This is a genomic window from Longimicrobiaceae bacterium (assembly GCA_035696245.1).
Lineage (GTDB): Bacteria > Gemmatimonadota > Gemmatimonadetes > Longimicrobiales > Longimicrobiaceae > DASRQW01.
In genome coordinates this window covers 1-24,264 of record DASRQW010000369.1, presented here as the reverse complement: position 1 = coordinate 24,264, position 24,264 = coordinate 1, and the positions used below count along the sequence as shown (strand labels likewise).

Genomic DNA, 24,264 nt, shown 5'->3' with positions numbered 1-24,264 from the left:
AGCAGGACCTCCGCGCGCGTGCATCCGGACTCATGCCCCGCTACTCCCGGTTGCAATTCTGGAAGGGTGCGGCGAACTTGTGAATACTGCCGGCGCGCCTAAGTTTGGAGACGCGGTTAGACGAAACATCTACAGCCTAATTCGTTCAAGGTGTTTTATGCGATGCTCCCAGTGCTCTAAACCTGCTTTGTGGCTCATGGGACGTGAGCAAATTCCAGTCTGTCTCGATTGCCGATCCAAAATTTCAGAGATGACGGATCGCGAAATAGAGCGCAGCGAACGAATGCTCAACCACATCGGCGCGCAAATGGATTTGATGACTGGGATGCCTGGTCTCACTCCACGGTTTCCTCCTCGCTACCCGCGGACTATCATTCAAAGCGGAGATGTGACCATGCACAACATTCACATCAACAACAGCACTGTCGGTCTTCTCAACACCGGATACATCGGTGCTGTCGATAGTGCCGTTGGTGCTATGCACTCAGGTGGAGATGAACCAGGAGCCGCTGCCTTCCGCGCGTTCACTGAAAAACTTGCCGAGTTGGAGGACGTTGACACGGGCCGCAAAAATCAGGTTCTCGAACTCCTCAGCGTATTGGCTTCCGAAGGTGCCGCTCCCAAGCCGAATCGCCGCGGCGCTGCGATGCGTGCTCTCCTCACCGAGTTAGCGACACTTACCAGTGGCTTCGCCAGTCTTGCAGCCCTCCATGCGCAGTACGCTCCTGCAATTGCCGCTCTCTTTACATGAAGCGATTGCATGTCCAATTCACTGCTGGGAGTAGCTCCCCCTTCCCCGAGATCCACACCTTGCATCCGACACACCTTCGCATCCGACGCGCCCTATCGGGTTTCGCGCTCGTGGCCGCCTGCGCCGCCGTCCCGTCCGCCGCACGTGCGCAGAAGCGCGCCGAGGCGCTGCTCAGCAACCGTCCCCCGCCGCGCTCGGGCTGCACCGTCGCCGGCCGCATCCCTACCTTGAGCTCGGTGGCCGACTCGGCCGCGCTCATGGCGGACCTCACCGGCGCCGCGGCGCAGATGCGCGTGCAGGGCGACAGCGCTCGCATCCTCCTCTCCATCGTCTACGACAACCGCGGCAGCGTGACCCGGGTGGTGCCCATCGACTACTTCCTGCCCGAGGGAACCTCCGACCGCCTCGCCTCGCTGGTCCGGGCGTCGCTCAAGCCGGGCACGGAGGAGCGCAGCTTCCGCATGCTGGTGCAGTTCCCGGCGGCCGGCCCGGTGGTGCGGATGGGCAGCTCGGAGGTCTGCAAACCGCTGGGCCTGGAGCGCATCCACGTGATCCTGCCCGCGTTCGAGAACATGACGCCGCCCAGCGGGATCCGCATCCACGTGGTGGTCGGCCCGCAGGGAGAGCTGATGGAGAGCCACCTCGTGTCCACCTCCGGGAACCGCGAGTGGGACGACTACGTGCTGCGTGCGACGCAGGCCGCCCGTTACGCCGCCGGGCTGATCGATGGCATCGCATCGACCATGGGGTACGAGCAGTCCGTCTCGGTCCGCTCGAACCACTGATCCGCCGGCCGGCAGATGAACGACGGCCGCATCTCTCCCTCGAGGTGCGGCCGTCTTCGTGTTCGTCGGATGGGAACGGCTGATCGCCCGATGCCCATCCCCCGCCTCCCATCCCCGGACGATGCGGACGATGCGGACGATGCGGACGATGCGCATCCGCGCCCTTTCCTCCGTCCCGCGTGCTTCCTACGTTGCGGGATCGACATCATCTCCCGTGCACGCGTTGTCCGTCCCGATCGGCAGATGCGGACGGACGAGATGCGCGGTGCGGTCCACCCTCCCACCATCGGACACGATGAAGCGAGCACTGCACACCCTGGCGCTCCTCTGCGCCTCCGCCGGAACGCTCGCGGCGCAGGCGGCCCCGCGCGCCGCCGCGACCGCGAAGATCACGGCCGCCGAGATCGACGGGCACCTGCGCTTCCTCTCCAGCGACCTGCTGGAAGGTCGCGCCCCCGCCACCCGCGGCGGCCGCCTGGCGGCGGAGTACATCGCCAGCCAGCTCCGCGCGTTCGGCGTGGAGCCGGGCGCGAACGGCTCGTACTTCCAGCAGGTGCCCATCGACGTGGTGGGCGCCGACCCGTCCACCATCCGCGTCTCCGCCAGCGGCCGGGCGACGGCCAGCTTCCGCTACCCGGAAGACGTTGTCGTGTGGGGCGGCTCCGCCAACGAAACCAGCGCCGCCAATGCGGAGATCGTCTTCGTCGGCTACGGCTCGGTCGCGCCGGAGTACCGGTGGGACGACTACAAGGACGTGGACGTGCGCGGCAAGGTGCTGATGGTGCTCGTGAACGACCCGCCCGCCCCGGCCAATGATCCGGCGCTGTTCGGCGGCCGGGCGATGACGTGGTACGGACGCTGGCCGTACAAGTTCGAGGAGGCGGAGCGGCACGGCGCCGCGGGCATGCTCATCGTGCACACCACCGATGCGGCGGGCTACCCGTGGCACACCGTGGTCGGCTCGTGGGCCAAGGAGCAGCGCATGCTGCCGCGCCCCGCCGGCTCGCCCGCGCCGCTCGCCTTCCGCGGGTGGATCACGGACAGCGCGGCCGCGTCGCTGCTGTCGCAGGCCGGGCTGAACCTGGCGCAGCTCCGCCGCCAGGCCGAGTCGCGCGACTTCCGCCCGGTGCCTACGGGCATCACGCTGAACGCCTCGTTCCGCAACACCGTGGCGCACATGCAGTCCGAGAACGTCGTCGGCCTCGTCCGCGGCTCCGACCCGCGGCTGCGGAGCGAGTACGTGGCGTTCACGGCGCATTGGGACCACCTGGGCATCGGGCCCAAGGAGAACGGCGACTCGATCTACAACGGCGCCAGCGACAACGCGTCGGGCGTTGCGGACATCCTGGCCGTCGCGCGTGCCGCCGCGCAGGGGCCGCACCCCAAGCGCTCGCTCATCTTCGGCTTCGTCACGGCCGAGGAGTCCGGGCTGCTGGGCAGCGGCTACTTCGCGGACCATCCGCCGGTGCCCATCGGCAGCATCGTCGCCAACGTGAACGTGGACGGCGGCAACCTGCTGGGGCGCGTGCGCGACCTGCGCGTGCTGGGCGACACCAAGAGCACGCTGGGGCCGCGCCTCGCCGCCTTCATCCGCCCCATGGGCATGCGCATCAGCCCCGAGGAGCACCCGGAGCGCGGTGGCTTCTACCGCAGCGACCACTTCTCGTTCGCCAAGGCAGGCGTGCCGTCCGTCTCCATCGGCGCGGGCACGGACTTCTTCGGCCGCCCCGCGGGCTGGGGCTCCGCGCAGGAGGAGGAGTACACCTCCAAGCACTACCATCAGCCGTCGGACGAGTACCGCTCCGACTTCGACATGGCGGGCGCCGCGCAGCTCGCGCAGATCGTGCTGGACTTCGGCACCTCGCTCGCGAACTCCGCCATCGTCCCCGCCTGGAACGCCAACGCCGAGTTCCACCGCCCGTCTTCGACCCGGTGAGGCTTTTCGGGAGATGAACGGCGGGGCGTGACGGTAGATGCAGAACGAACAGCGGGGATGCGTCGAAAACGGCGCATCCCCGCTGATTTCGTGGTGACCGCGGATGATTGGCGGGTCGAGGAAGGTGGAGGCTGGGGAAAGGTGCCCCCTCCCCCGGCCCCTCCCCCGCAAGCGGGAGAGGGGAGCAATTCACGGCGGCGTAAGCGGTTGCGCCCTTCGAGAAGTTCGTCAACCACGTGCCTCAGCCGCGGGCCGCACTTTTGGTCTCCCCTCCCTCAGGCAGTTTTGGGGGAGGGGCCGGGGGAGGGGGCGTCCTTCAGCACGCGACACCCTCTCTGCATCCATCCCTCACCCCAACGGCACCACCGGCAGCGGATTGCACGCGGCCGCGCGGCTCATCAGCAGCTCCCGCTCGCGAGCGTTGCGCGTGAGCGAGGCGGCGCGCTCGAACTCCGCGCGAGCTTCGGACAGGCGGCCCAGCTTGAAGAGGAAGTCGCCGCGCACGCTGGGCAGCAGATGGTAGCCTTTGAGCGACGGCTCGTCCGCGAGCTCGTCCACCAGCGCCAGCCCCGCCGCGGGCCCGAACGCCATCGCGAGCGCGACGGCGCGGTTCAGCTCGACGACGGGTGATGGCGCCACCTCCGCTAGCGCGTCGTACAGCGCGGCGATGCGCTCCCAGTCCGTCTCGCTGCCAGTGCGAGCGCGGGCGTGGCAGGCGGCGATGGCGGCCTGGAGCGCGTACGGCCCCAGCGCGCCGCCCAGGGCCTCCGCCTGCGCCAGCGCCGCCAGCCCGCGGCGGATGAGCAGCTGGTCCCACCGCCCGCGGTCCTGCTCCAGCAGCAGCACCGGCTGCCCCCGCGGCCCCACCCGAGCGCCGGAGCGCGACGCCTGGATCTCCATCAACGCCACCAGCCCGTGGACCTCCGAGTCCTGCGGCACAAGCTCGGCCAGGATCCGCCCGAGTCGGAGCGCCTCCTCGCAGAGGGCTGGCCGCATCCAGTCGTCGCCAGCCGTGGCGGCGTAGCCCTCGTTGAACACGAGGTATACCACCTCCAGCACCGACGCGAGCCGCGCCGCCATCTCCGGCCCGCGCGGCACCTCGAACGGCACGCGCGCCGCCGTGAGCGTACGCTTGGCGCGCACGATCCGCTGCGCGACCGTGGCCTCGGGCACCAGGAAGGCCCGGGCGATCTCGTCCGTGGTCAGGCCGCCCAGCAGGCGCAGCGTGAGCGCCACCCGCGCCTCGCGCGAGAGCACGGGGTGGCAGGCGATGAACACCAGCCGCAGCAGGTCGTCGCCCACCGGGTCGTCCAGCGCCTCGTCCAGCTCCTCCACGGCATGCTCGCGCGCCGTCTCCAGCTCGCGGCCCAGCTCCTCGTGCTTGCGGTCCAGCATCTTGCCGCGGCGGAACACGTCCACCGCGCGGCGCTTGGCGGCGGCCATCAGCCAGGCGCCCGGTTTGTCCGGCACGCCCGTCACCGGCCAGCGCTCCAGCGCAGCCACCAGCGCGTCCTGCGCCAGGTCCTCGGCCAGGCCCACGTCGCCCACGCGGCGCGCGAGGGCGGCGATGAGCCTGGCCGATTCGATCCTCCAAACCGCGTCGATCGCGCGGTGCGTGTCGTGTGCCGTCACCGCGCGGCCGCCGCTACGCCGTGGCGGACGCCAGATGCGCCGCCGCGCAGTCGTCCGCGCCGCCCGCCGCGTCGTGCATCTGCCGCACCTCCGTCTCGCCCTCGCCCATCACCGTGATGAACCGTCTGGCGAACTCGATGGCCTCGGCCTTGTCGGCCGCCTCCATGATCGCATAGCCGGCGATCAGCTCCTTCGTCTCGGTGAACGGGCCGTCGGTCACCACCACCTTCCCGTCGTCGATCCGCACGCGGGCGCCCTTGGAGCTGGCCTGGAGCCCGTCGTTTGCGATCATGGCGCCGCGAGCGGTCATCTCCTCGACGAGCTGCCCCAGCGCGGCCATGCACTCGGGCGACGGCGGGCCGGCGTTCTCCTGGTCGCTGCCCGGCTTGTAGAGCATCATGAAGCGCATCGTCTTGTTTCCCTTGCATTTAGGGTTCGAGGCCGCATGCCCGGCCGTCCGGCCGGAGCGGTCCCTACCCACACGTCGAACGAGCGGGCGCGAGATCGACATCATCGGACGGCCCGCGTCCCCACGCCTGCGAGACGGTCGCCGACGCGCCCGCATCTCCCGTCCGCGCCTTTGTCTGCGAACACGCGGGAGATGCAGGGCGGCGCGGGATCACGCCGCCTGTGCGACGGTGATCATCCAACCTACGCCGAAGCGGTCCTCCACCATGCCGAAGCGCGAGGAGAAGAAGGTGTGGATGAGCGGCTGCGTCACCTTGCCGCCGTCGGACAGCGCCGCGAAGACGCGCTCCGCCTCCTCGTCCGTCGCAGTCTCCAGCGAGAGCTGGAAGCCGGTGAAGGTGGGCTCGCCGGCTTGGTCACCATCCGAGCAGAGCAGCGCGTCGCCACCGGGGATGCGCAGGCTGGCGTGCATCACCTTCTCGCCCCAGTTCTCGGGCAGCGGGTGATCGGAGTTCTGCGGGCCGTCCTTGTAGCGCATGGCCATCTCCAGCTCCGCGCCGATCGCGCCGCGGTAGAAATCGATCGCCTCGTCGCAGCGGCCGCCGAAGAAGAGGTACGGGTTGAGCTTCATGGGGTTCTCTCGGGATGAGGTGGAAGTGACCTGCGGTGATGCGGTGCCGGGCGTCGCGGCGGATGCATGAGGGGTCGACGGCACCCGCCGCCGCGGGGCGCGCGGCGGCGGAGTGCGTGGCGTCCGCGGTTTGGAGCGCTACCGCTGCTGTGCGGCGGACTGGGCGCGGAGGCGCTCCTCGGCCTCGCGCAGCTCCGGCGTGAGCGCGTCGCCGAAGTCCTCGGCCTCGAACACCTGGCGGATCTCGATCTCGCTCTCGCCGGGCATGGGGTTCGGGCAGCGCTTGATCCACTCGATCGCCTCTTCCTTGCTCTTCACCTGCAGCAGCCAGAAGCCCGCGACCAGCTCCTTCGTCTCCGCGAACGGCCCGTCGATCACCGTGCGCTTGTCGCCGCTGAAGCGGACGCGCGCGCCCTTGCTGCTGGGGTGCAGCCCCTCGCCGGCCAGCATGACGCCGGCCTTCACCAGCTCCTCGTTGAACTGGCCCATCTCGGTGAGCAGCTCCTGGCTGGGCATCACGCCCGCCTCGGAATCCGGGGTCGCCTTGACCATGACCATGAAGCGCATGGGACCTCTCCTGTACAATTGGGGTTCGGAGCCCGCGCCGGGCGGCTTTCGCCCGGCTCCATCGCGGCTCTATCAACACGTCGAACGAGGCACCGCGAAATCGACACGCCCCGCCAACATCTTTCATACGGCTCGATAGATGGAAGAACTTCCAGCATCCATGCCGTTTTGAAGACGTCGGTAGATCCGCATCTCCCTGCTGTGCCGACACGTCCCTTCAGATGCGGAAGACCTCCACGAACCGCTCCAGCAGCTCCTCGCGGCCGGTGAGGCGCACGGTTCCGGCGGCGACCGCGTCCGCCGGGGTGATCTCGCCCGCCATGAGCGCCTTGAGCATCGGCCCGGTCTCGATCACCAGGTCGGCGCCCGGTAGCGGGCCCTCCTCCGCCTGCAGCCGCCCGCGGTCTATGCGGACGTGGATCGTCGTGGGTCCCAGCCGCAGCTCGAACGTGGCGCGGAGGCCGTTCGCGGCTTCCGGGCGGAAGGTGGAGCGCATCGCCATCACCATCGAGTCCGCCGTGACCACCTCGCCGGCCGCGGGCTCGCCCAGCGTCCGTGCGCCCCAGCGGCCCAGGCGCAGGACCACGTCGTCCAGCTCCTGCCCGTATTCGGTGAGCTCGTACACGACCGCGCCGGACGGGCGCGGCAGCACGCGCCGCCCCACGATCCCCGCCGCCTCCAGCTCCTTGAGCCGCGCGGAGAGGATGTTGGTGGGAATGCGGGGCAGCCCCTGCCGCAGGTCCGTGTAGCGGCGCGGCCCCACCAGCAGGTCGCGCACGATGAGCAGCGCCCACCGCTCGCCCACCATCTCCAGCGCCCGCGCCAGGCCGCAGAACTGTCCGTACGCTCGCTTCGGCATGCCACCATGCTAAAACGCTTCTCTTGACAATGCAAGCTTGTCAAATGCAAGTTGTGCTCACCGGACAGGAATGCTCACCCGAGAAGGAGGATGGTGCGATGGCGAAGAAGATCGGGATCGGCCTGGTGGTGTTGCTTCTGGGGCTCGCTGTGGCCATCGCGACGCGCCCGGACACCTTCCGCGTGGAGCGCAGCGCCGTGATCGACGCGCCGCCGGAGGTGGTGTACGGCTACGTGAACGACTTCCACCAGTGGAACCGCTGGTCGCCGTTCGAGAAGCTGGACCCCGCCATGACGCGCACCTACGGCGGCACGGAGGCGGGAGTCGGCGCGATGTACAGCTGGTCCGGCAACTCGCAGGCGGGGCAGGGAAGCATGTCCATCAAGGAGAGCACCCCCGGGCAGCGCATCGCGCTGGACCTGCACTTCCTGAAGCCGATGGAGTCGCACGCCCTCACCGAGTTCACCTTCCAGCCCACGCCGCAGGGTACGAAGGTGACGTGGGCGATGTCCGGCCCGAACACGACGCTGGGCAAGGCGATCTCGCTCGTGGCCAGCATGGACAAGATGGTCGGAAAGTCATTTGAAGAAGGCCTCACCAGCCTCAAGACCGTCTCCGAAGCCGACGCCGCCCGCCGCGCCGCCGCACCTGCCTCCGCGGCACCTGCGTCTTCCGCGCAGCCCGCAGCCGCAGCCCCTTCGCCGAAGCCGTAAGCCCGCGAGCCCCGGCACGGAAAACGGCACGCCGACAGACTCGCCGGCGTGCCGTTTTCGCGTCCCACGGAGCCAGCGAGAGATGTATCCTCCCTATGCCGACGGGGTGCCGGGCTCGGGCAGTTTCGGATCATTGGCGCCGGGCACGAAGCCGAAGAAGACTTCCACCGAGTGCGCCAGGTCGCCGCGAAAGGTGAACAGCTCGGCGTTGCGGAAGGTGCCGCCGGGCTTGCCTTCCGTTTCGTAGAGCACGACGCACTCGTCGCCCGCCACGAAGAACTTCATCGGCTCGCGGAAGCGGAACGAGCCCGAGTGGGGCCAGCAACGCTCGAAGTACGCCGCCCGGCTGATGTGGTCGTCGTACGGGCTGGTGAACGTGAAGTCGTCCGGCAGCAGCGCCTCCATCGCGGCGCGGTCCGCGTTCTGGAACGCGATGAAGTAGCCGTGGACGAGATCCTGGATACGGCTGTCGCGCTGCCCGTCGCCCGCTTCGCTCATGATCGACTCTCCTGGTTCACGTGACATCGTTGGCGCGGTCGCAGGCGCCGGGCGGGCCATCGGCTTGGATGCGTCCCCCGGGCGCGTCAGCCCTTGGATTCGCCCGCCGCGCCGACAGCATCTAGGTTCGGAGTGGCGCCTGTCAAGGTTAGGGGTGCGCTGGCGCGGGCGCCGGAGCCCTCATCGTCCCCGGCCCGGTGTCGGGTGATGAACGACACGCAGCGCCATTGCGCGCTGCCCCACCCGACCGAAACACATCTTCCGGAGCATGCGATGGCAGAGGCCGTTCACGGGGGGCGCGCGGACGACCGGGGCGACGAGACGCTGGAGGAGCTTTGCGTTCAGGCCGTCTCGCTCGCGGCCGCAGACCTGGGCTTGGACCCGCGCGCCCTGGCCGAGGAGCTGGCGCAGGGCGAGATCGGCCTGCTCATCGCCTACCTGCGCGAGGCTGCCGCGCACGTGAGCGACCTGGACCTGCGCACGCGCATCGACCCGCTGGTGCACCGGCTCACGGACTGGACGGGCGCTGCCTAGCCGTTTCGACGGACCGGCTCCGCGTCCCGGAACGGACTTGACCCGTGCTAGGTGAACGGCAGACGCAACGCAATGTGCGGATTGAAATTGACGGTAAAGCGAATTCGGCCGCACCCGCGGGAGCGGAGCGGCCGAACAAAGGTTGCGAAGTCGCGACCGGGACGGGAGATAGCGACGCATGAAGGGCCGGGCAACCGTTGCGGTGCCCGGCCCTTCAGCGTGTCAGGCGGCGGCGGAGGCGGGAGGCCTCTTCGCCAGGCCGCGCGCATAGTCGCGCAGGCCCTGCACCACGTCGTCCGCATAGGCGAACATGGGGCCCACCGCCACCTCCGCGTCCGGGGGAAGGGCGGCGTCCAGGGCCTCGATGGCCCGCGCGATCGCCTCCGCCCGCGGGTTGCGCGGTGCCGAGTCCTTGCGCCTGCGCTTGGGCTCGCGGCGTCCCGACGACTCGAAGTGCGTGCGCCCGGCGTCGCTCAGCGTCACCCAGCCCTTGCGCTCGTCCACGAACTCGCGCGAGCGCAGGGCACGCAGCGAGCGCCCGTCCAGGTGGTCTACCGGAACGGGCCCGGTCTGCCGGTAAAGATACCTGAGCAGGTCGGATTGCTTGTCACTTAGAATTGTGTTCATGGACATTGATATTACTGCCGCTTCACCAAAAAACAAGTCCCCCGTTGCAAAGCCCGCCTCCGTCACGTACAAGGCATCCCTCGCGTCCCCAAGCTGATACCTCTCGCGGTCGCAGCAGTTGGCGGGAGAAGTATCATCTCCTGAAAACCGGCATCGAAGGGCCACTTCTCGCCCGGCGTCCGTCCGCGCTATTGCAGCCACTTCCGTAATGCCGGCATTGCATCATCGTAACCCGCTTCGAATCCGAATCGGCCACGGCCGGATGGCCGCCCCGTAGCGAAGCGGCCCGCGGACGTGGTGTCCGCGTGCCGCAGGGGTCAGCTCTCGCGCATGGTCTCGGGGTCGATGCCGATCCGTTCGCACCACTCGCGGTACGCCTGGGGCGAGATCTCCGACGGCTTGATCTCGCTCCGCCCGCCCCAGAAGACGTTGGTGTAGCCGATGGGGATGCCCGCCTCTTCCAGGTGCTTGTCGATGGCGGCCTTGTGCTCCAGCACCAGCGCCTTGTCGGTGCCGTGCGCCACGCCCATCACGTTGACGTTGCCGAACTCCGGCCCGCCCTCGCGCCAGTAGGCGTGCGTCATGATGTGGTGGCGCCCCACCTCGCGTCCCGCGTCGATCTCGCGCCCCGGCGGCACCTGCCAGTGGAAGAGCGCGTTGTAGCGCGTGACCCGTGTGCCCCCGGCGGACGGCTTCACGTGCTCCAGGAAGGTGGAGAAGCGCCCCACCACGCCGCGCTCGTTCAGCCCGCGGGCGACGGACAGGAACTCGTCCAGCGGGATGCCGGCCTCCTCCGCCCGCGCGCGCCAAGGGTCGCGCCGCACCTCGTCCACCGCGAGTTCGCGCTTCACCGCCACCAGCACGCGCCACTCCAGGTCCGTCAGCTCCACCACGTTGGTGTCCAGCACCTGGCCCGGCTCCTCGCTGCGGCTGCCGGGCTCCATCCCGCGCCGGCGCACATGGCCCACGCCCAGCGTGAAGAGGCGCTTGGCCGGCATCACCCGGTAGGACTCGGCGCCCACCTTCTCGCGCAGGAGCTCCGCATGCTTCGGCAGCGAGTAGCCCTGCGGCACCTTCAGCGTGGTCCACAGCTTGTACTGCGACCCCGTCGTCGCGCCGTCCGTCGACCGCAGGACGACGTGGCCGGAGAAGGGGTCCTCCTGGAACATGTAGTTGAACGCCGCGTCCAGCTTCTCGGCCGGCACGCTCCAGGCGACCAGCGCGCCGGGCGCCAGGTTGGTCGCCATCATCGTCTGCCGCACGCGGCGGATGGTGCCCGCGGCCAGCATGGCGCGGATGCGCTCCAGCACCGTGTCCACGTCCACCCCGGACTGCCGCGCGATCTCCGCGAACGGGTCGGGCTGGAAACCTTGGATGCGGTCTTCGGAGACGGCCAGGATCTGCGCGTTCACCGGGTCCGTGATCTCCACCGGCACCGTGGCGGCGCCCGCGTCCTGCACGCTGCTATCCTGCATGCTACGTCTCGCTTTCCGTGGTGTCCGCGCGGTCACTCGCCCGGCTGGGCCAGTTCGCCTTCGGCCGGCTGGCGGAGGACGGTCTTGTACGCCTCTGGCGGCGCGTTGGGCTTCACGCGCACCGACTTGGCGGGGATGCCCACGTTCACGTGCCAGGCGCGCACGTCGCGGGTGGCGACCGCCATGGCGCCCACCATGGCGTTGTCGCCCACGTGCGTGCCGGCCAGCACCGTGGCGTGGTAGGTGATGCGGACGCCCGCGCCGATCACCGTCTTCAGGTTGCTCACGTCCACCGGGTCCACGATGGAATGGGTGTGCGAGTAGACGTTCGCGTAGTCCGAGATGGAGACGCGGTCGCCCAGCTCGATGCCGCCGCGGTCGTCCAGCAGCACGTTGCGGTGGATGACCACGTCGTCGCCCACCTCCATGTTGTAGCCGTAGCTGAACTCCACGAAGTGGAAGCACTTGAAGTTGCGCCCCACCCGCTTGAAGATGAACGGCGCCAGCGTGCGCCGGAACCGCACGCCCAGGTGCACGTCGCCTCCCAGCGGCGAGCGGTCGAACATCTGCCACATCCACAGCAGCGGCTTCACCGCGTAGAAGCGCTCCAGGTCCACCTCGAAGTAGTATTCCGGCTCCAGCGTCACGTTGCGCGCGTCCATCTGCGCGAGCGCGACCTGCGCGGAGAGCGGCAGGGTCGCGGGATCCGCGTCGGCCAGGCCGGGGTGGAAGATTCCCGTGAGCGTGCGGCGGCACAGCTCCCACCGGTCGTCGCCGCGCTCCAGCGCCTCGCGGATCTCGTCCAGCCAGCGGTCGTACAGCGCAGTGGCGCCCGCCGAGACGTCGACCGGGCGCAGTGGGTACATGGGCATGGGATGAACGTCCCGAAAGGTGCGAAGCCGCGAACTCCGAGCGAAGACCCAAACCTGACGCCGCGAGGACTCCGCGTCAATCGGCGTTTTCCCCACATCCTCCGTACACCTCTTCGCCTCGATGGAACCGCCATCACCCCGTCCGAACCGACGATGGCTCACGCGGAGACGCGGAGGACGCGGAGAACAGCATGAGAACGAGGGTTGTTCTCCGCGACTCCGCGCCTCCGCGTGAGGCCGTCGTTTTGAGATGGGGCGACGAGTTCGGTGGATGTGCATCTCCCGAACAACCGTGCGGTTTCCGGGGGATGCGGGGCGCGGTAGATTGGCGGCGGGGCGAAACCCCCGCGAGGGCGGCGGCGTACAACGGGCAGCACCGATCCGCGCCGGGGCGGGCACGCTTTTCGCGCCCTGCCCCCGCGCCCCCACCGCGACGGAAGGGTTTCCCATGCACGACGTCCTCCGCAGCCGCCTGTTGCGGCACATCGAAGCGCTCCCGGAGGCGCAGCTGTACCAGGCGCTCGACTACGTCGAGTTCCTCGCCTCCAAGTACGCCCGCGACAGCCTGCGCCAGCCCGGCACCGTGCAGAAGTTCGGCGAGCTGCTCGAGGACAAGATGCGCGGCCAGGGCCTGGCGATGGGCACCATCCGCGGCACGCTGGGCGTGCTGGGCACCGCCGACCGTTTCTTCAGCGGCATCAGCGAGGCGGGCAAGACGATCATCCGCACCGTGGAGAACGGCGTCACCACCGCGACCGACACGGTCACGGGCGGCAGCCGCCCGCCCGCGGAGGGCGACACGAAGCAGCTCCCGGGCAGCAGCGCAGGTCCACCACAACCGTGATGACACATGGCTGAGCACAGGCAGCGAGGGTTCCGCCTCCGCGACGAGGAAGACGACGACCGCGACGACGAGGAGATCCTCCCCAGCGGGCGCCGCATCCAGGCGCCGCGGCTGCGGCGGGGGCCGCGCGCCGAGCCCGCGGCCGAGAGCGGCCGCGACTCGGTGATGGCGCTGGTGCGCGACATCCCCAACTTCGGGCGCCTGCTGTGGGGCCTGGCCCGCGACCCGCGCGTCTCGCGCGCCGACAAGGGCATCGTGGTGGCCGCGCTGGCCTACGTGGCGCTGCCGTTCGACTTCCTGCCCGACACCATCCCGCTCATCGGCGAGATCGACGACGTGTACGTCATCATGCTGGCGCTGAGCCGCCTGGTGAACAACGCCGGGATGGAGGTGCTGCTGGACCACTGGCAGGGGGAGATGAGCAGCCTGGAGCGGGCGCTTGCCGGGCTCGACAAGGCCTCGTCGTTCCTGCCCGAGCCGATCCGCCGGGTCCTGGGCAAGCGCTTCGGCTGACCGCCGGCCGTAGCGCGTAAAGCGGGCATGGGCCCGGCGTTGACACCCGTCGCGCCGGGCCCTTATCTTTCCCCATGGAACCCATGGCACGACGCTTTTGACGCAACGGCGCCCGCCGTCCTCCGCTCTCCGCAAGGAGAAGAGGGCCGGCGGGCGCGTCATTTTCCGGAGGCCCGATGACCCGTGACGACACCCCGGCCCCGCGCTTCGCGGGCGAGGGCCTTACGTTCGACGACGTGCTGCTCGTGCCCCGCCGCAGCGAGGTGCACCCCGGCGACACCGACGTGCGCAGCCTGCTCACCCGCGGCATCGAGCTGGCGATCCCCTTCGTGGCCGCGGCCATGGACACCGTGACCGAGTCGCGCATGGCCATCACCATGGCCCGCGAGGGCGGCATCGGCATCATCCACAAGAACATGCCTCCCGAGCGCCAGGCCGAGGAGGTGGACCGGGTGAAGCGCTCCGAGAGCGGCATCATCCTGGACCCCGTCACCATCCGTCCGGACGCGACGCTGCGCGAGGCCATGCGGCTGATGGAGCGCTTCTCGGTGAGCGGCTTCCCGGTCGTCAGCGAAACGGGCGTGCTGCTGGGCATCCTCACCAACCGCGACCTGCAGTTCGAGTCCGACGCGGACCGGCCGGTGAGCGAGGTGATGACGCGCGAGGGCCTGGTCACCGCCCCGGTCGGCACCTCGCTGGAGGACGCCGAGGCGGTGCTGCACCGCCACCGAATCGAGAAGCTGCCGGTGGTGGACGCGGCCGGCATGCTGCGCGGCCTGCTGACGGTGAAGGACATCCGCAAGCGGCGGCAGTTCCCCAACGCGTGCAAGGACGAGCACGGCCGCCTGCGCGTGGGCGCGGCCATCGGCGCGTCGGCGCGCGACCTGGAGCGGGCGGCGGCGCTGATCGGCGCGGGTGTGGACGTGCTGGTGGTGGACACGGCGCACGGACACTCGGCCGGCGTGCTCGACGCCGTGGCGCGGGTGCGCGAGCGCTTCCCGGACGTGCAGCTCATCGCCGGCAACGTGGCGACCCGCGAGGGCGCGGCGGCGCTGGTGGAGCGCGGGGTGGACGCGGTGAAGGTGGGCGTGGGCCCCGGCTCCATCTGCACCACGCGCGTGGTGGCGGGCATCGGCGTGCCGCAGCTCACGGCCGTGATGGACGCGGTGGAAGGCGCAGCGGGGCAGGTGCCGGTGATCGCCGACGGCGGCATCAAGTACAGCGGCGACGTGGTGAAGGCCCTGGCGGCGGGCGCGCACTCGGTGATGATGGGGTCGATGCTGGCGGGCACGGAGGAGAGCCCGGGCGAGTCGTTCCTGCTGGAGGGGCGGCGCTTCAAGATCGTGCGGGGGATGGGCAGCCTGGCCGCCATGCAGGAGGGCTCGGCCGACCGCTACTTCCAGGAGGGCAGCGACGCGCGCAAGTTCGTGCCGGAGGGCATCGAGGGGCGCGTGGCGTTCAAGGGCCTGGCGGCGGACACCATTTACCAGCTGGTGGGCGGCCTGCGCTCCGGCATGGGCTACGTGGGCTGCGCGAACGTCGAGGCGCTGCGCCGCGAGCCGCAGTTCATGCGCATCACCGGCGCGGGCCTGCGCGAGTCGCACCCGCACGACGTGACCATCACGCGCGAGGCGCCCAACTACCACTCGTAGCGGCGGCGCGACAGCGCGGAAAACCGCGGACCACAGACGTTTGCGGGCATTCGGGAGATACGGGGAGGGGTGTGCTTCTTGCGGCGCGGGTCCGGACCCGCAGCACCTCTCTCCTTCTCCCGGAGGGTCCCCATGCATACCGTTCGCGTCTCCCCGTGGACTCCCGTCTTCGTCCTCGCCGCCATCGTGGCTAGCGTGTTCCTCACGCTGGGCTACGGCATCATCGGCCTGGCGTTCGTGTTCGTGCTCGTCTCGGTAGGCGGCGGCGCGCTGATGTCGATGATCGGCGGCGACTGAGCCTGGCCCGCGCCGAAGGACGGGGCGCGGGATCGGTAGATGCGCGGAGGACTGTGGATGAGACCCGGCGTGGGCGCACGGCTTGCAGCCCGCGTGGGGGAGTGCTTTCTTGTATTCCGTCGACGTCGCCCTGCATGGAATGAATGTCGTCGGCCGAACGCCTGGCGGGTGAACCCGGGGGAAACAACGGCACGAAGCCCGCCTGCGCGGGCTGCTTCCGCGGCATCGGCGCGGTCGCGGGTTTCGCATCCGCGTCGGACCGGGATCGGCGGCTGCGCTTCCACGGAGGACTCGCGGATCGAGGGCCGCGCATCGGCCGAGGGCGCTGCGGGCTTGCGTACGAACCTCTTGCGATCTGCCGAGCTTCATCTTCCGAACCACATCTTCCGAGAACGATGGCACGCATCCGCTTGCTGCACCTGGCCCACGCCCGCTCGGGCGACAAGGGCGACACCGCGAACGTGGGCGTCATCGCGCTCCGGCCCGAGTTCTACCCGCACCTGGTGGAGCAGGTGACCACCGAGCGCGTGAAGAAGCACTTCGAGGGCATCTGCCTGGGCGGCGTGGAACGGTTCGAGCTGCCCAACCTGGAGGCGCTCAACTTCCTGCTGCACAACTCGTTGGGCGGCGGCGGCACCGTGTCGCTCAAGACCGACGCGCAGGGCAAGGTGCTCTCCACCGCCATGCTGCGGATGGAGATCGACGTGCCGGACGAGATCGCGGCGCTGGCGGCTTCCGGAGGCGCGGCGTGAGCGAAGGCGGCGAGCGGCTGCTCACCAGCCGCTCGGCGGGCGTGGGGCGCATCACTCTGAACCGGCCGGACAAGCGCAACGCGCTGAACGCGGAGCTGGTGGCGGACCTCAAAGCGGCGCTGCGGGCGATGGATGCCGACGCGGAGGTGCGCGTGGTGTGCATCGAGGGGGCGGGGAAGGACTTCTGCTCCGGGGCCGACCTCTCCGCGCTGCGCCGCATCGCCGATGCGTCGGTGATGGAGAACCTGGAGGACGTGGACGAGCTGGCGGAGCTGTTCCTGCTGCCGCGGCAGATGCGCAAGCCGGTGGTCGCGGCGGTGCGCGGGCGGGCGCTGGCGGGCGGCTGCGGCCTAGCGACCGCGTGCGACGTGGTGCTGGCGGCAGAGTCGGCGCAGTTCGGCTACCCTGAGGTGCGGATCGGCTTCGTGCCCGCGATGGTGATGGCGATCCTGCGGCGCAACGTGTCCGAGAAGCGCGCGTTCGAGCTGATCGTGCGCGGCAACCCCATCCCCGCGGCCGAGGCGGAGCGGGTGGGCCTCATCAACCACGTCTTCCCGGACGATGCGTTCCACGACGGCGTGGGCGCGTTCCTGGCGGAGATGGCGGACCGCAGCCCCAGCGCCGTGCAGCTCTCCAAGCGGCTGCTGTACCACTCCGACGGCATGGGCTTCGAGGCGGGCATCCGCGCCGGGGCCGACGTGAACGTCGTCGCCCGGATGACGGACGACATGCAGGCGGGCGTGCGGCGCTTCCTGGACGGCGACCGCGCCGCGCCCGCCAAGTGAGCCGCGGCGCGCGCACCGGCTCCGCGCGGCACCTGCAGCTGCGGCTGGGGCTCTTCTTCGCGGCGGGCGCCGTGCTGATGGCCGCCATGGCGCTGGACCGCCGCGAGCTTGCGCTGGTCGCTGCCGCCATCGGGATCGCCGCGATGGTGCTGCGCTTCATCCCGGACAAGAACATGCCGGAAGATGCGCGGCCCCGCGAACGGCCCGATGAGCTGGAAGACGCGCACGAGGCGGAAGACGAGCACGGAGGGGCGGCCTGAGAAGGCTGCCCCTTTTTGCGTTCGGGTGGTCGTCTTTATCGGTTGCGTTCAATGCACCGCAACCTCTCCTATGGTATCCACACACCGGGTTCAGACTGCGTTCGTCCTGCGGACAACGTGTGGGGCTGGCTGAAAGCGTTGCGTAGTCGGGAGATGCGGGATGGGACGTCGATCCAAGCAGGAGGTGCGTCAGTCTTGGTTGGTGGATGCGGTGCGGGTGGGGGCGCAGGGGCCGGATGAGGTGAGGATGCGGCGGTGGGGACGGTAGTAGTTGAACTCGGCGTCGGTGGCCGCGAGGGCGTCGGACGGGGCGCGGCAGTGGGCGGCGAGGGCGCGCGGCGATGCGTCCGCAGCGCCACCGTGGAAGAGGATCCAGCGCACGCGGCCGTCGCGGCTGCGCAGGAGCGTGCCCGCGGGGCGCACCGGGTGCCCGCGCGCGACGAACAGGCGCGGCAGGCTGTGCACCACGGAGTCCGGCACCTCGATCATCCGGTCCCACCCGCCATGCCCGAAGATGCTCTCGAACGTGGGCGGGTTCGGGATGCCCACACGCACGCACCCCACCGCCACGTACGCGGTCTTGTCGCTGGGGTGGTCGGAGACGATGGGCGTGGCGCTGCCCATCCACGGCCGGTCGTTCACCGACGGAAGGACGCGGCGCGGCAGCCGCGGCAGAGTGGGCACCTCGCGCGCCACGTCGGGCCAGCCGCCCGTGCACGCCCGCAGCGTGGCCGAGTCCGGGTACTCGTACACGGTGTCGCCCATGAACAGGTACGCCGCGGCGTGCCCCGCGACCCGGATCACCTCGCCGTAGCCGGGCGGCGCCACCGCCGGCGCATCCCGCATCTCCGCCGCACCGCTCCCCCGATGCAAGGCGAGCGGCAGGGCGACCACCGCCAGCATCAGCAGAGCCGTCGCAACGGCGTGGACGGTGCGGAATCGCCGCACCGGATCGGCACGTGGCTGCAGATCGTCCGTGCCTTCCGTCCCGGCTGCGCGCCCGGAGAGCGTGGTGAAGTGCGTATCCGCTGCATCCCTTCGATCTTCGGCCGCTCGCGCCGCGTCTACATCATCCGCATCTCGGGTATGCTCATCTCCGGAGTGCTCCGCATCTTCCTCCACAGCGGCGAACCCTTCGGCCGCTGACCTTTGAGGCGTGATGGCAGGCGTCCTGGGTAGAGACGACGTGTGAGAAAGCGCCGCATCTTCCGGCAGCGGTGCATCTACCGTGTCGAGAAGCGGAGCGACGTCCGCCAGCGCCACAGGCGGGATGCGCGGCTCCGGGATTCTCTCGAGGACGGCGGGCCTGGCAACGGAGGTGCGGAGCTCGCGGGCGAGGGCGGTGGTCTCCGCGTCGGGGGCGCCGCCGATCTCCTCGTCCAGCCAGGCGGCGAAGTCCTGGTAGTGGCGCAGCGCCAGGTTCGCCTCGCCGCGTGCGGCCAGCGCGCGCATGAGGCGGCGGTGGGCCTGCTCGCGCAGCCGGTCCACCGCCACGGCCCGGTCCGCCAGCCGCCACGCCGCTTCCCACTCGCCTGCGGCCTCCGCAGCCGCGCCCCACCCCTCCAGCAGCGCGCCCTGCGCCCGCCGCACCCGCTCGCGCGCGCCGTCGGCCCACTCCTCGAAGTCGCGCGCCCCCGCGCCTGCCCCGAACCCGTCGAGGAACGCGGCCGTCCACCCGGCGGAGCAGGCCGGGTGCGCATCTCCCTCCATCCAGTCCAGGTCGCACGGCAGCGGCGCCGTCCAGCGCACGGCATCGTGCTCGAAGCCCATCGCGGCGCTCCCCAGCACCTTCTGCACGCGGCCCAGCGCCTGAGTGAGCGAGTGCCGCGCGCGGTCCTCGTCGGTCTCTCCCCACAGCAAGGCCGCCAGGCGCGCGCGCGGATGCGCCCGGCCGTGCTCCACGCGCAGGTAGACCAGCAGCGCCAGGTCCTTGCGCCGCAGCCCGGCGGCGCAAGGCACGCCGCGGCACACCAGCGCGGGCGCGCCCAGGATGCGGAGGGAAAATCCGTCGGTCAAGCCGTCAAAACCATGGGAAGGGGGCGGTGCGGAGGGACCGTGCGGCGGCCGTGCGGATTTCGTGCGGGCCGCGCCGGAGCTTGTGAGACGCGGCCCGGGCATGGTGCCCGGCCGCGGGAAGGGAAACTTCGAAGAGGAGGACGGATGACCTAGCGCGCCTGCACTCCGCCGGCCCCGGCGGCTCCGCCGCGGCCCAGATCCATCCACGACAATCCACCCACCAAACCATCTTTTCAGGAGGACCACCATGACGAACCACCACAGCTCCGCGCGCGCCGTCCTCTCCGTCCACTTCCGCGGCCTGGCCGTGCTCGCCGCCGCGGCGGTGCTCGCGGCGTGCGGCTCCTCGCCCACCGCGCCGGCCGTGCCGGAGCGCGGGGCGCCGGCCGTGCACGACAACGGCATCCTGGGCAGCGGGACGATCGTGACGCCGCCGCCGTCGAACACCACGCCGCCCCCGCCGCTGCCGTGAGGCGAGGCGCGCGTGCCGTGGCCTGAAATATTGGCGTGAGCGGCACTCGTGACAAGCGGCGAATGAAGATCGGGCGCGGCATGCCGCGCCCGATCCCGGGTTTCATCGCTCCAGCATCGCCCCTCCGTCTGCCGGACGAGGGAGGGGGGAGGCGTCAGCCCATGGCGCGCGGGGCGTCGGCCGCCTGCTTCTCCGGGCGGGCGGAGGGGCGGGCGGAGTCGTCCTTGAGGTACTGCGTGCCCACCGGGTGCTCCAGCAGCGCCATGTCCAGCACCTCGTCCATGCGGTCCACGAAGTGGAACTCCATCTTCTCGCGCACGTCGGCCGGCACGTCGCGCAGGTCGCGGCGGTTGGCCGTGGGCAGGATCACGCGGCGCAGGCCGGCGCGGTACGCGGCCAGCACCTTCTCCTTGAGCCCGCCGATCTCCAGGATCTTGCCGCGCAGCGTGACCTCGCCGGTGAGCGACACGTCGTGCCGCACCGGGCGCTCGCTGAGCGACGAGGCGATGGCGAGCGTGACCGCCGCGCCGGCCGAGGGGCCGTCCTTGGGCGTGGCGCCCACCGGGAAGTGCACGTGGATGTCGTTGTCGCCGAACGCCTCGTTGGGGATGCCCAGCGCCTCGGCCCGTGAGCGCACGTAGCTGAACGCGGCGTTCACCGACTCGCGCATCACGTCGCCCAGCAGGCCGGTGATGATGAGGCGCCCGGTGCCCGGCATCTTCAGCGCCTCGATGAACATCAGCTCGCCGCCGGAGGCGGTCCACGCCAGGCCGGTGACCACGCCCACCTCGGGCGCGCTCTCGGCCGGGGTGATGCTGTAGCGCGGGTAGCCCAATATCTCCTCGAGCATCGCCGTGCCGATGGTCCACGGCGCGGTCTCGCCCCCGGCCTTGCGGCGGGCCAGGTGGCGCATGACGGCGGCCAGCGAGCGGCGCAGGTTGCCCACGCCCGCGTCGCGCGCGTAGCCGCGGGTGAGGAAGAGCAGCGTCTCGTCGCTGACCTGCACGTCCTCTACCGCCAGCCCGTTCTCGGCCACGATGCGGGGCAGCAGCCACTCGCGCGCGATGGCGATCTTCTCCTCGGGCGTGTAGCCGGCGATGCGGATCTCGATGAAGAGGTTCCGCAGGTCGCGGGGGATGCGGTAGAAGTCCGCCGCGGTGCCGATGAAGAAGACGTCGGAGAGGTCGAACTGCGCGTCGAGGTACTGGTCGACGAACTCGTCGCGGTTGTCCGGGTCCAGCGCCTCCTCCAGCGCCTCCACGGGGTCGCCCTCCACCGAGCCGAGGCCCACCTCGTCCAGCTCCTCCAGCAGGAACACCGCGTCCCTGGCGCCCGCGTCGCGGATGGCGGCCATGATCTTCCCCAGCGCGGCGCCGCTGCGGTTGCGGCGGGTGCCCACCAGCTGCCCCTCGCCGCGGCCGCCCAGCTCCAGGCGCACGAACGGGCGCCCCAGCCCGCGGGCGATGGCGGTGGCGAGCGTGCGCTTGCCCACGCCCGGCGGGCCCACGATGCACGGGATCGGCCCGCGCAGGTCGCCGCGCAGCTCGGCCACGGCGATGACCTCCATGAGCCGCTGCTTGGCCTCGTCCACGCCCAGGTGCTCCTCGTCGATCGCCTTCTCGACCTCGGCCAGGTCGATGCCGCCCTTGGCCGCGCAGCGGTTCCAGGGGATGGAGACCAGCGCGTCGAGGTACGTGCGCAGCTCGGTCGCCTCGGTCGCCGTGGTGCCCGAAGAGCGCAGCCGCTCGGCCTCGCGACGGGCGATGGCCGCGATGCGCTGCGGAAGCTGCGCGCGCTCAATGCGGCGCAGCGCCTCGTTGGCGTCGCGCTCGTTGGGGTCCACCTCGCCCAGCGCAGCCTGCAGCGCCTGGATGCGGCGGCGGATCTCGGCCGGGCGGTCGCGCGGCTGGCCCTCGGACGGCTGCTCGGGGCCGGCGGTGCCGTCCTCGATGGCGCGCACGCGGTCCCACGTCTCCTCCAGGGCGGCGAGCACCACGCGGAGCCGGTCGGCCACGTCCAGCGCCTGGAGCACGTCGTCGCGGTCGGGCAGCTTCAGGTTGCAGAGCGTGGCGGCCAGGTCTGCGAAGCGGCCGGGGTCGCTCAGGTTCATGCGTAGCACCCGCGGCACCTCGTCGGGGATGCGCTCGACCTTGGCCGCCACGCCGCCCAGCGTGTTCAGGATCTTCTCCACCAGCTCGTCCGTCACCTCGGCGGGCGGGACGGTCTCTTCCACGTGGCGGGGGGCGGCCGTGTAGTAGCCGGCGTCCTCCAGGCGCACGTCGTCCAGGTGCAGGCGGCGCAGGCCCTGGAGCGTGGCCTGGATGGTGCCGCCGGGCAGGTTCAGCCGGTCCAGCACGCGCACGGCCACGCCCACCTTCTGCATGGTGGCGGGGTCGAGCGGGAAGTCGTCGTCGCTGGTGGCCACGATCGCCACCACCTGGTCGCGGCCGGGGTTGGCCAGCAGCGCCTCCACGTTGGGCGCGAACCCGATCTGGAGCGCGGTGGCGCCCATGGGGAACACGATGGTGCTCCGGATGGGCAGCACCGGGATGCGCTCCGGGAGCGCGGGTGGCGCGGGCTGCTCGGGCGTGGCGGCGGGCTTGGTGGGCATGGATCTCAAGTTCGGCGTCCGGTCGGTCTGGTGGGTCGCGGACAACGTAACGCCGCTCGGGGCGTCGTGCTCGGGCGCGTGCAAGAAGCGGGCAATCCGGCCCGGCGCGCCCTGCTTGTGGAGATACCCTCCGGGTGCGGCAAATTCCTGGCCTGCAAGGGGATGGAGCGGATGCCGTGGATGTGTGGCGGGCGGAAGCGGTGCCCCCTCCCCCGGCCCCTCCCCCGCAAGCGGGAGAGGGGAGAACTGCTTGCAGGGGCGTGGTTTAGCTCGGTGTCGGTGGTGTGGTGAGGGGAGCGTGTAGCGCGGGGGAATCCTTCGGGTCGGGTGGCACGGTCCGGAGCGGTAGGTCCTCTCCGTCGCAGCCGCGGAGCGGTCTTCGCGCCGTCGTAGCCCGCGCGTTTACGCGCCTGGCGGCGTGTCGGCCGGATTGGCATCTTCCGAAGCTTGTGGGCGCTCGCAGCCCTGCGGCGCCGGGTGTGCGAGCGATCGGGAGATGCGAGCCCTGCGGTTGGTGAGCGAGGCTACATCCGCCGGGCATCCGGGGAGGTTTGACGGTGTCGCGGAGGGGCGGGTATGTTGGCGCCGCCGGTGGCCAGGCGGCGCGCCGGGCGAGGCGGCCACGCATCTCGCATCTCGCAGGTCGGCCACCGTCCGGCTTGCACGCGGAGCCGGTACGGAACGTGCTCGGCGGCGGGCGGCGGCGTGCCGGGGCGGACGCCGCGCCATCCCGACCCAAACAGAATCCAACGGAGAGCCCAGAGTGAAAGTCGTCATCCCGCTGGCCGGCAAGGGCACGCGTCTTCGCCCGCACACGCACGTCACGCCCAAGCCGCTGCTGAAGGTGGCCGACAAGCCGGTGATGAGCTACATCCTGGACGACCTGCGCGAGCTGGGCGTGCACGAGGCGGTGGTGATCACGGGGCACCTCAAGGAGAAGGTGCAGCAGTACATGGAGACGGAGTACCCGGACTTCAAGGCCGTGTACGTGGAGCAGCCGGTGCAGAACGGCACCGCCGGCGCCGTGGAGCTGGCGGAGCCGTATGCCGACGACGAGCTGCTCATCATCTTCGTGGACACGCTGTTCGACGCCGACCTCTCCATCGTGAAGACGCTGCCGGACGACGTGGCGGGCGTGATCTGGGCCAAGGAGGTGGAGGACTACCAGCGCTTCGGCGTCATCGTGACCGACGACGAAGGCAATATGCGCGAGATCATCGAGAAGCCCAGCGAGCCCGTCAGCAAGTTCGCCAACATCGGGCTCTACTACATCCGCGACCACAAGCTGCTCTTCGAGGGCATCCACCACGTGATGAGCTCCAAGCCCGGGGCCTCGGGCGAGTACTACCTGACCGACGCGTTCCAGTACATGGTGGACCACGGCGCCAAGATCAAGACGGTGGCCGTGGAGGGCTGGTACGACGCAGGCAAGCCCGAGACGCTGCTGGAGACCAACCTGCACGTCCTCTCCACCTCGCGCGGCAGGAGCCCGGCCGCCAAGGACGGCGTGACGGTGCACGAGCCGGTGCACGTGGCAGACGGCGTGACGCTGGAGGACTGCGAGATCGGGCCCAACGTGACGCTCTCGGCCGGCGTGACGGTGCGGGGGAGCAGGCTGCGCGACACCATCGTGGGCGCCAGGTCCACCATCGAGGGCGCGGACCTGCACGACTCGCTCATCGGCAGCGAGGCGCGGGTGAAGGGCGTGAAGGGCCAGGTCGATCTCGGCGACCACTCCGTCGTCGAAGCCGGCGCGTAGCCTCCCGCCGCGCAT

25 protein-coding genes are annotated in these 24,264 nt (G+C 70.4%); 14 read left to right on the top strand and 11 right to left on the bottom strand.

The annotated features are described in order from the left end of the window. The first annotated feature begins 250 nt into the window (after positions 1-250). The 3 genes from VFE05_16870 to VFE05_16860 all read left to right on the top strand — a co-directional run bounded on the left by VFE05_16870 (position 251) and on the right by VFE05_16860 (position 3,472). The gene (locus VFE05_16870; protein HET6231750.1) at positions 251-751 is read left to right on the top strand and encodes a hypothetical protein; all 501 of its coding nucleotides are present in this window, start codon (positions 251-253) and stop codon (positions 749-751) included. Between the two features lie 110 nt (positions 752-861). Beyond that, positions 862-1,536 carry a hypothetical protein gene (locus VFE05_16865; protein ID HET6231749.1) on the top strand — a complete coding sequence of 225 codons (675 nt, stop codon included), beginning with the start codon at positions 862-864 and terminating at the stop codon, positions 1,534-1,536. Between the two features lie 295 nt (positions 1,537-1,831). Next, the gene (locus tag VFE05_16860; protein HET6231748.1) at positions 1,832-3,472 is read left to right on the top strand and encodes a M28 family peptidase; all 1,641 of its coding nucleotides are present in this window, start codon (positions 1,832-1,834) and stop codon (positions 3,470-3,472) included. Positions 3,473-3,820: 348 nt separating this feature from the next. Here the strand turns inward: VFE05_16860 and VFE05_16855 are convergent, their stop codons facing one another. From VFE05_16855 to VFE05_16835, 5 genes are all read right to left on the bottom strand, one after another. Next, positions 3,821-5,104: an RNA polymerase sigma factor gene (locus VFE05_16855; GenBank protein HET6231747.1), complete on the bottom strand. Its 1,284-nt coding sequence runs from the start codon at positions 5,102-5,104 to the stop codon at positions 3,821-3,823. A gap of 13 nt (positions 5,105-5,117) precedes the next feature. Continuing rightward, entirely contained in the window at positions 5,118-5,513 is a 396-nt protein-coding gene (locus VFE05_16850) for a YciI family protein (protein ID HET6231746.1), read from the bottom strand. Between the two features lie 210 nt (positions 5,514-5,723). Next, the gene (locus VFE05_16845) at positions 5,724-6,143 is read right to left on the bottom strand and encodes a VOC family protein (GenBank protein ID HET6231745.1); all 420 of its coding nucleotides are present in this window, start codon (positions 6,141-6,143) and stop codon (positions 5,724-5,726) included. A gap of 138 nt (positions 6,144-6,281) precedes the next feature. Beyond that, positions 6,282-6,710: a YciI family protein gene (locus tag VFE05_16840; GenBank protein HET6231744.1), complete on the bottom strand. Its 429-nt coding sequence runs from the start codon at positions 6,708-6,710 to the stop codon at positions 6,282-6,284. A 217-nt stretch (positions 6,711-6,927) separates the two neighbouring features. Continuing rightward, positions 6,928-7,569 carry a helix-turn-helix domain-containing protein gene (locus VFE05_16835; protein ID HET6231743.1) on the bottom strand — a complete coding sequence of 214 codons (642 nt, stop codon included), beginning with the start codon at positions 7,567-7,569 and terminating at the stop codon, positions 6,928-6,930. Positions 7,570-7,667: 98 nt separating this feature from the next. Here VFE05_16835 and VFE05_16830 point away from each other — a divergent pair, with 98 nt between their 5' ends. Then, positions 7,668-8,282: an SRPBCC family protein gene (locus tag VFE05_16830; protein HET6231742.1), complete on the top strand. Its 615-nt coding sequence runs from the start codon at positions 7,668-7,670 to the stop codon at positions 8,280-8,282. A 93-nt stretch (positions 8,283-8,375) separates the two neighbouring features. Here VFE05_16830 and VFE05_16825 read toward each other — a convergent pair whose 3' ends face one another. Then, positions 8,376-8,780 (bottom strand): nuclear transport factor 2 family protein, encoded by a 405-nt coding sequence (locus VFE05_16825; protein HET6231741.1) that lies wholly within the window; start codon positions 8,778-8,780, stop codon positions 8,376-8,378. 273 nt (positions 8,781-9,053) lie between these two features. Between VFE05_16825 and VFE05_16820 the strand changes: the two genes are divergently transcribed. Continuing rightward, the gene (locus VFE05_16820; GenBank protein ID HET6231740.1) at positions 9,054-9,314 is read left to right on the top strand and encodes a hypothetical protein; all 261 of its coding nucleotides are present in this window, start codon (positions 9,054-9,056) and stop codon (positions 9,312-9,314) included. Positions 9,315-9,536: 222 nt separating this feature from the next. Here VFE05_16820 and VFE05_16815 read toward each other — a convergent pair whose 3' ends face one another. From VFE05_16815 to VFE05_16805, 3 genes are all read right to left on the bottom strand, one after another. Next, positions 9,537-9,947: a hypothetical protein gene (locus tag VFE05_16815; protein HET6231739.1), complete on the bottom strand. Its 411-nt coding sequence runs from the start codon at positions 9,945-9,947 to the stop codon at positions 9,537-9,539. Between the two features lie 311 nt (positions 9,948-10,258). Continuing rightward, positions 10,259-11,416 carry a hypothetical protein gene (locus VFE05_16810; GenBank protein HET6231738.1) on the bottom strand — a complete coding sequence of 386 codons (1,158 nt, stop codon included), beginning with the start codon at positions 11,414-11,416 and terminating at the stop codon, positions 10,259-10,261. Between the two features lie 32 nt (positions 11,417-11,448). Next, the gene (locus VFE05_16805) at positions 11,449-12,288 is read right to left on the bottom strand and encodes an acyltransferase (GenBank protein HET6231737.1); all 840 of its coding nucleotides are present in this window, start codon (positions 12,286-12,288) and stop codon (positions 11,449-11,451) included. A gap of 448 nt (positions 12,289-12,736) precedes the next feature. On the opposite strand from VFE05_16805, the gene VFE05_16800 reads away from it, so the two are divergent. From VFE05_16800 to VFE05_16770, 7 genes are all read left to right on the top strand, one after another. Beyond that, a complete protein-coding gene (locus tag VFE05_16800) occupies positions 12,737-13,132 on the top strand; it encodes a DUF2281 domain-containing protein (GenBank protein HET6231736.1) in 396 nt (131 codons plus the stop codon). A 6-nt stretch (positions 13,133-13,138) separates the two neighbouring features. After that, on the top strand, positions 13,139-13,645 hold the full coding sequence (locus tag VFE05_16795; GenBank protein HET6231735.1) for a YkvA family protein: 507 nt from the start codon (positions 13,139-13,141) through the stop codon (positions 13,643-13,645). A 176-nt stretch (positions 13,646-13,821) separates the two neighbouring features. After that, positions 13,822-15,297, top strand: a complete 1,476-nt coding sequence (gene guaB / locus VFE05_16790) for an IMP dehydrogenase (protein ID HET6231734.1) — start codon at positions 13,822-13,824, stop codon at positions 15,295-15,297. A 132-nt stretch (positions 15,298-15,429) separates the two neighbouring features. After that, entirely contained in the window at positions 15,430-15,594 is a 165-nt protein-coding gene (locus VFE05_16785) for a hypothetical protein (protein HET6231733.1), read from the top strand. 395 nt (positions 15,595-15,989) lie between these two features. Further along, positions 15,990-16,346 carry a hypothetical protein gene (locus VFE05_16780; GenBank protein HET6231732.1) on the top strand — a complete coding sequence of 119 codons (357 nt, stop codon included), beginning with the start codon at positions 15,990-15,992 and terminating at the stop codon, positions 16,344-16,346. Continuing rightward, positions 16,343-17,131, top strand: a complete 789-nt coding sequence (locus VFE05_16775; GenBank protein HET6231731.1) for an enoyl-CoA hydratase-related protein — start codon at positions 16,343-16,345, stop codon at positions 17,129-17,131. The genes VFE05_16780 and VFE05_16775 overlap by 4 nt, the downstream gene beginning before the upstream one ends. Next, on the top strand, positions 17,128-17,391 hold the full coding sequence (locus VFE05_16770; GenBank protein ID HET6231730.1) for a hypothetical protein: 264 nt from the start codon (positions 17,128-17,130) through the stop codon (positions 17,389-17,391). Before VFE05_16775 ends, VFE05_16770 begins: the two co-directional genes overlap by 4 nt. Before the next feature lie 189 nt (positions 17,392-17,580). Here the strand turns inward: VFE05_16770 and VFE05_16765 are convergent, their stop codons facing one another. Beyond that, positions 17,581-19,407, bottom strand: a complete 1,827-nt coding sequence (locus tag VFE05_16765; GenBank protein ID HET6231729.1) for a bacterial transcriptional activator domain-containing protein — start codon at positions 19,405-19,407, stop codon at positions 17,581-17,583. A 247-nt stretch (positions 19,408-19,654) separates the two neighbouring features. Between VFE05_16765 and VFE05_16760 the strand changes: the two genes are divergently transcribed. Continuing rightward, complete coding sequence (locus VFE05_16760; GenBank protein HET6231728.1) at positions 19,655-19,879, top strand: hypothetical protein; 225 nt, start codon at positions 19,655-19,657, stop codon at positions 19,877-19,879. A gap of 154 nt (positions 19,880-20,033) precedes the next feature. Here VFE05_16760 and lon read toward each other — a convergent pair whose 3' ends face one another. After that, positions 20,034-22,490 carry an endopeptidase La gene (gene lon / locus VFE05_16755; GenBank protein HET6231727.1) on the bottom strand — a complete coding sequence of 819 codons (2,457 nt, stop codon included), beginning with the start codon at positions 22,488-22,490 and terminating at the stop codon, positions 20,034-20,036. Between the two features lie 763 nt (positions 22,491-23,253). Between lon and VFE05_16750 the strand changes: the two genes are divergently transcribed. Further along, complete coding sequence (locus VFE05_16750; GenBank protein ID HET6231726.1) at positions 23,254-24,249, top strand: sugar phosphate nucleotidyltransferase; 996 nt, start codon at positions 23,254-23,256, stop codon at positions 24,247-24,249. Positions 24,250-24,264 lie beyond the last annotated feature (15 nt).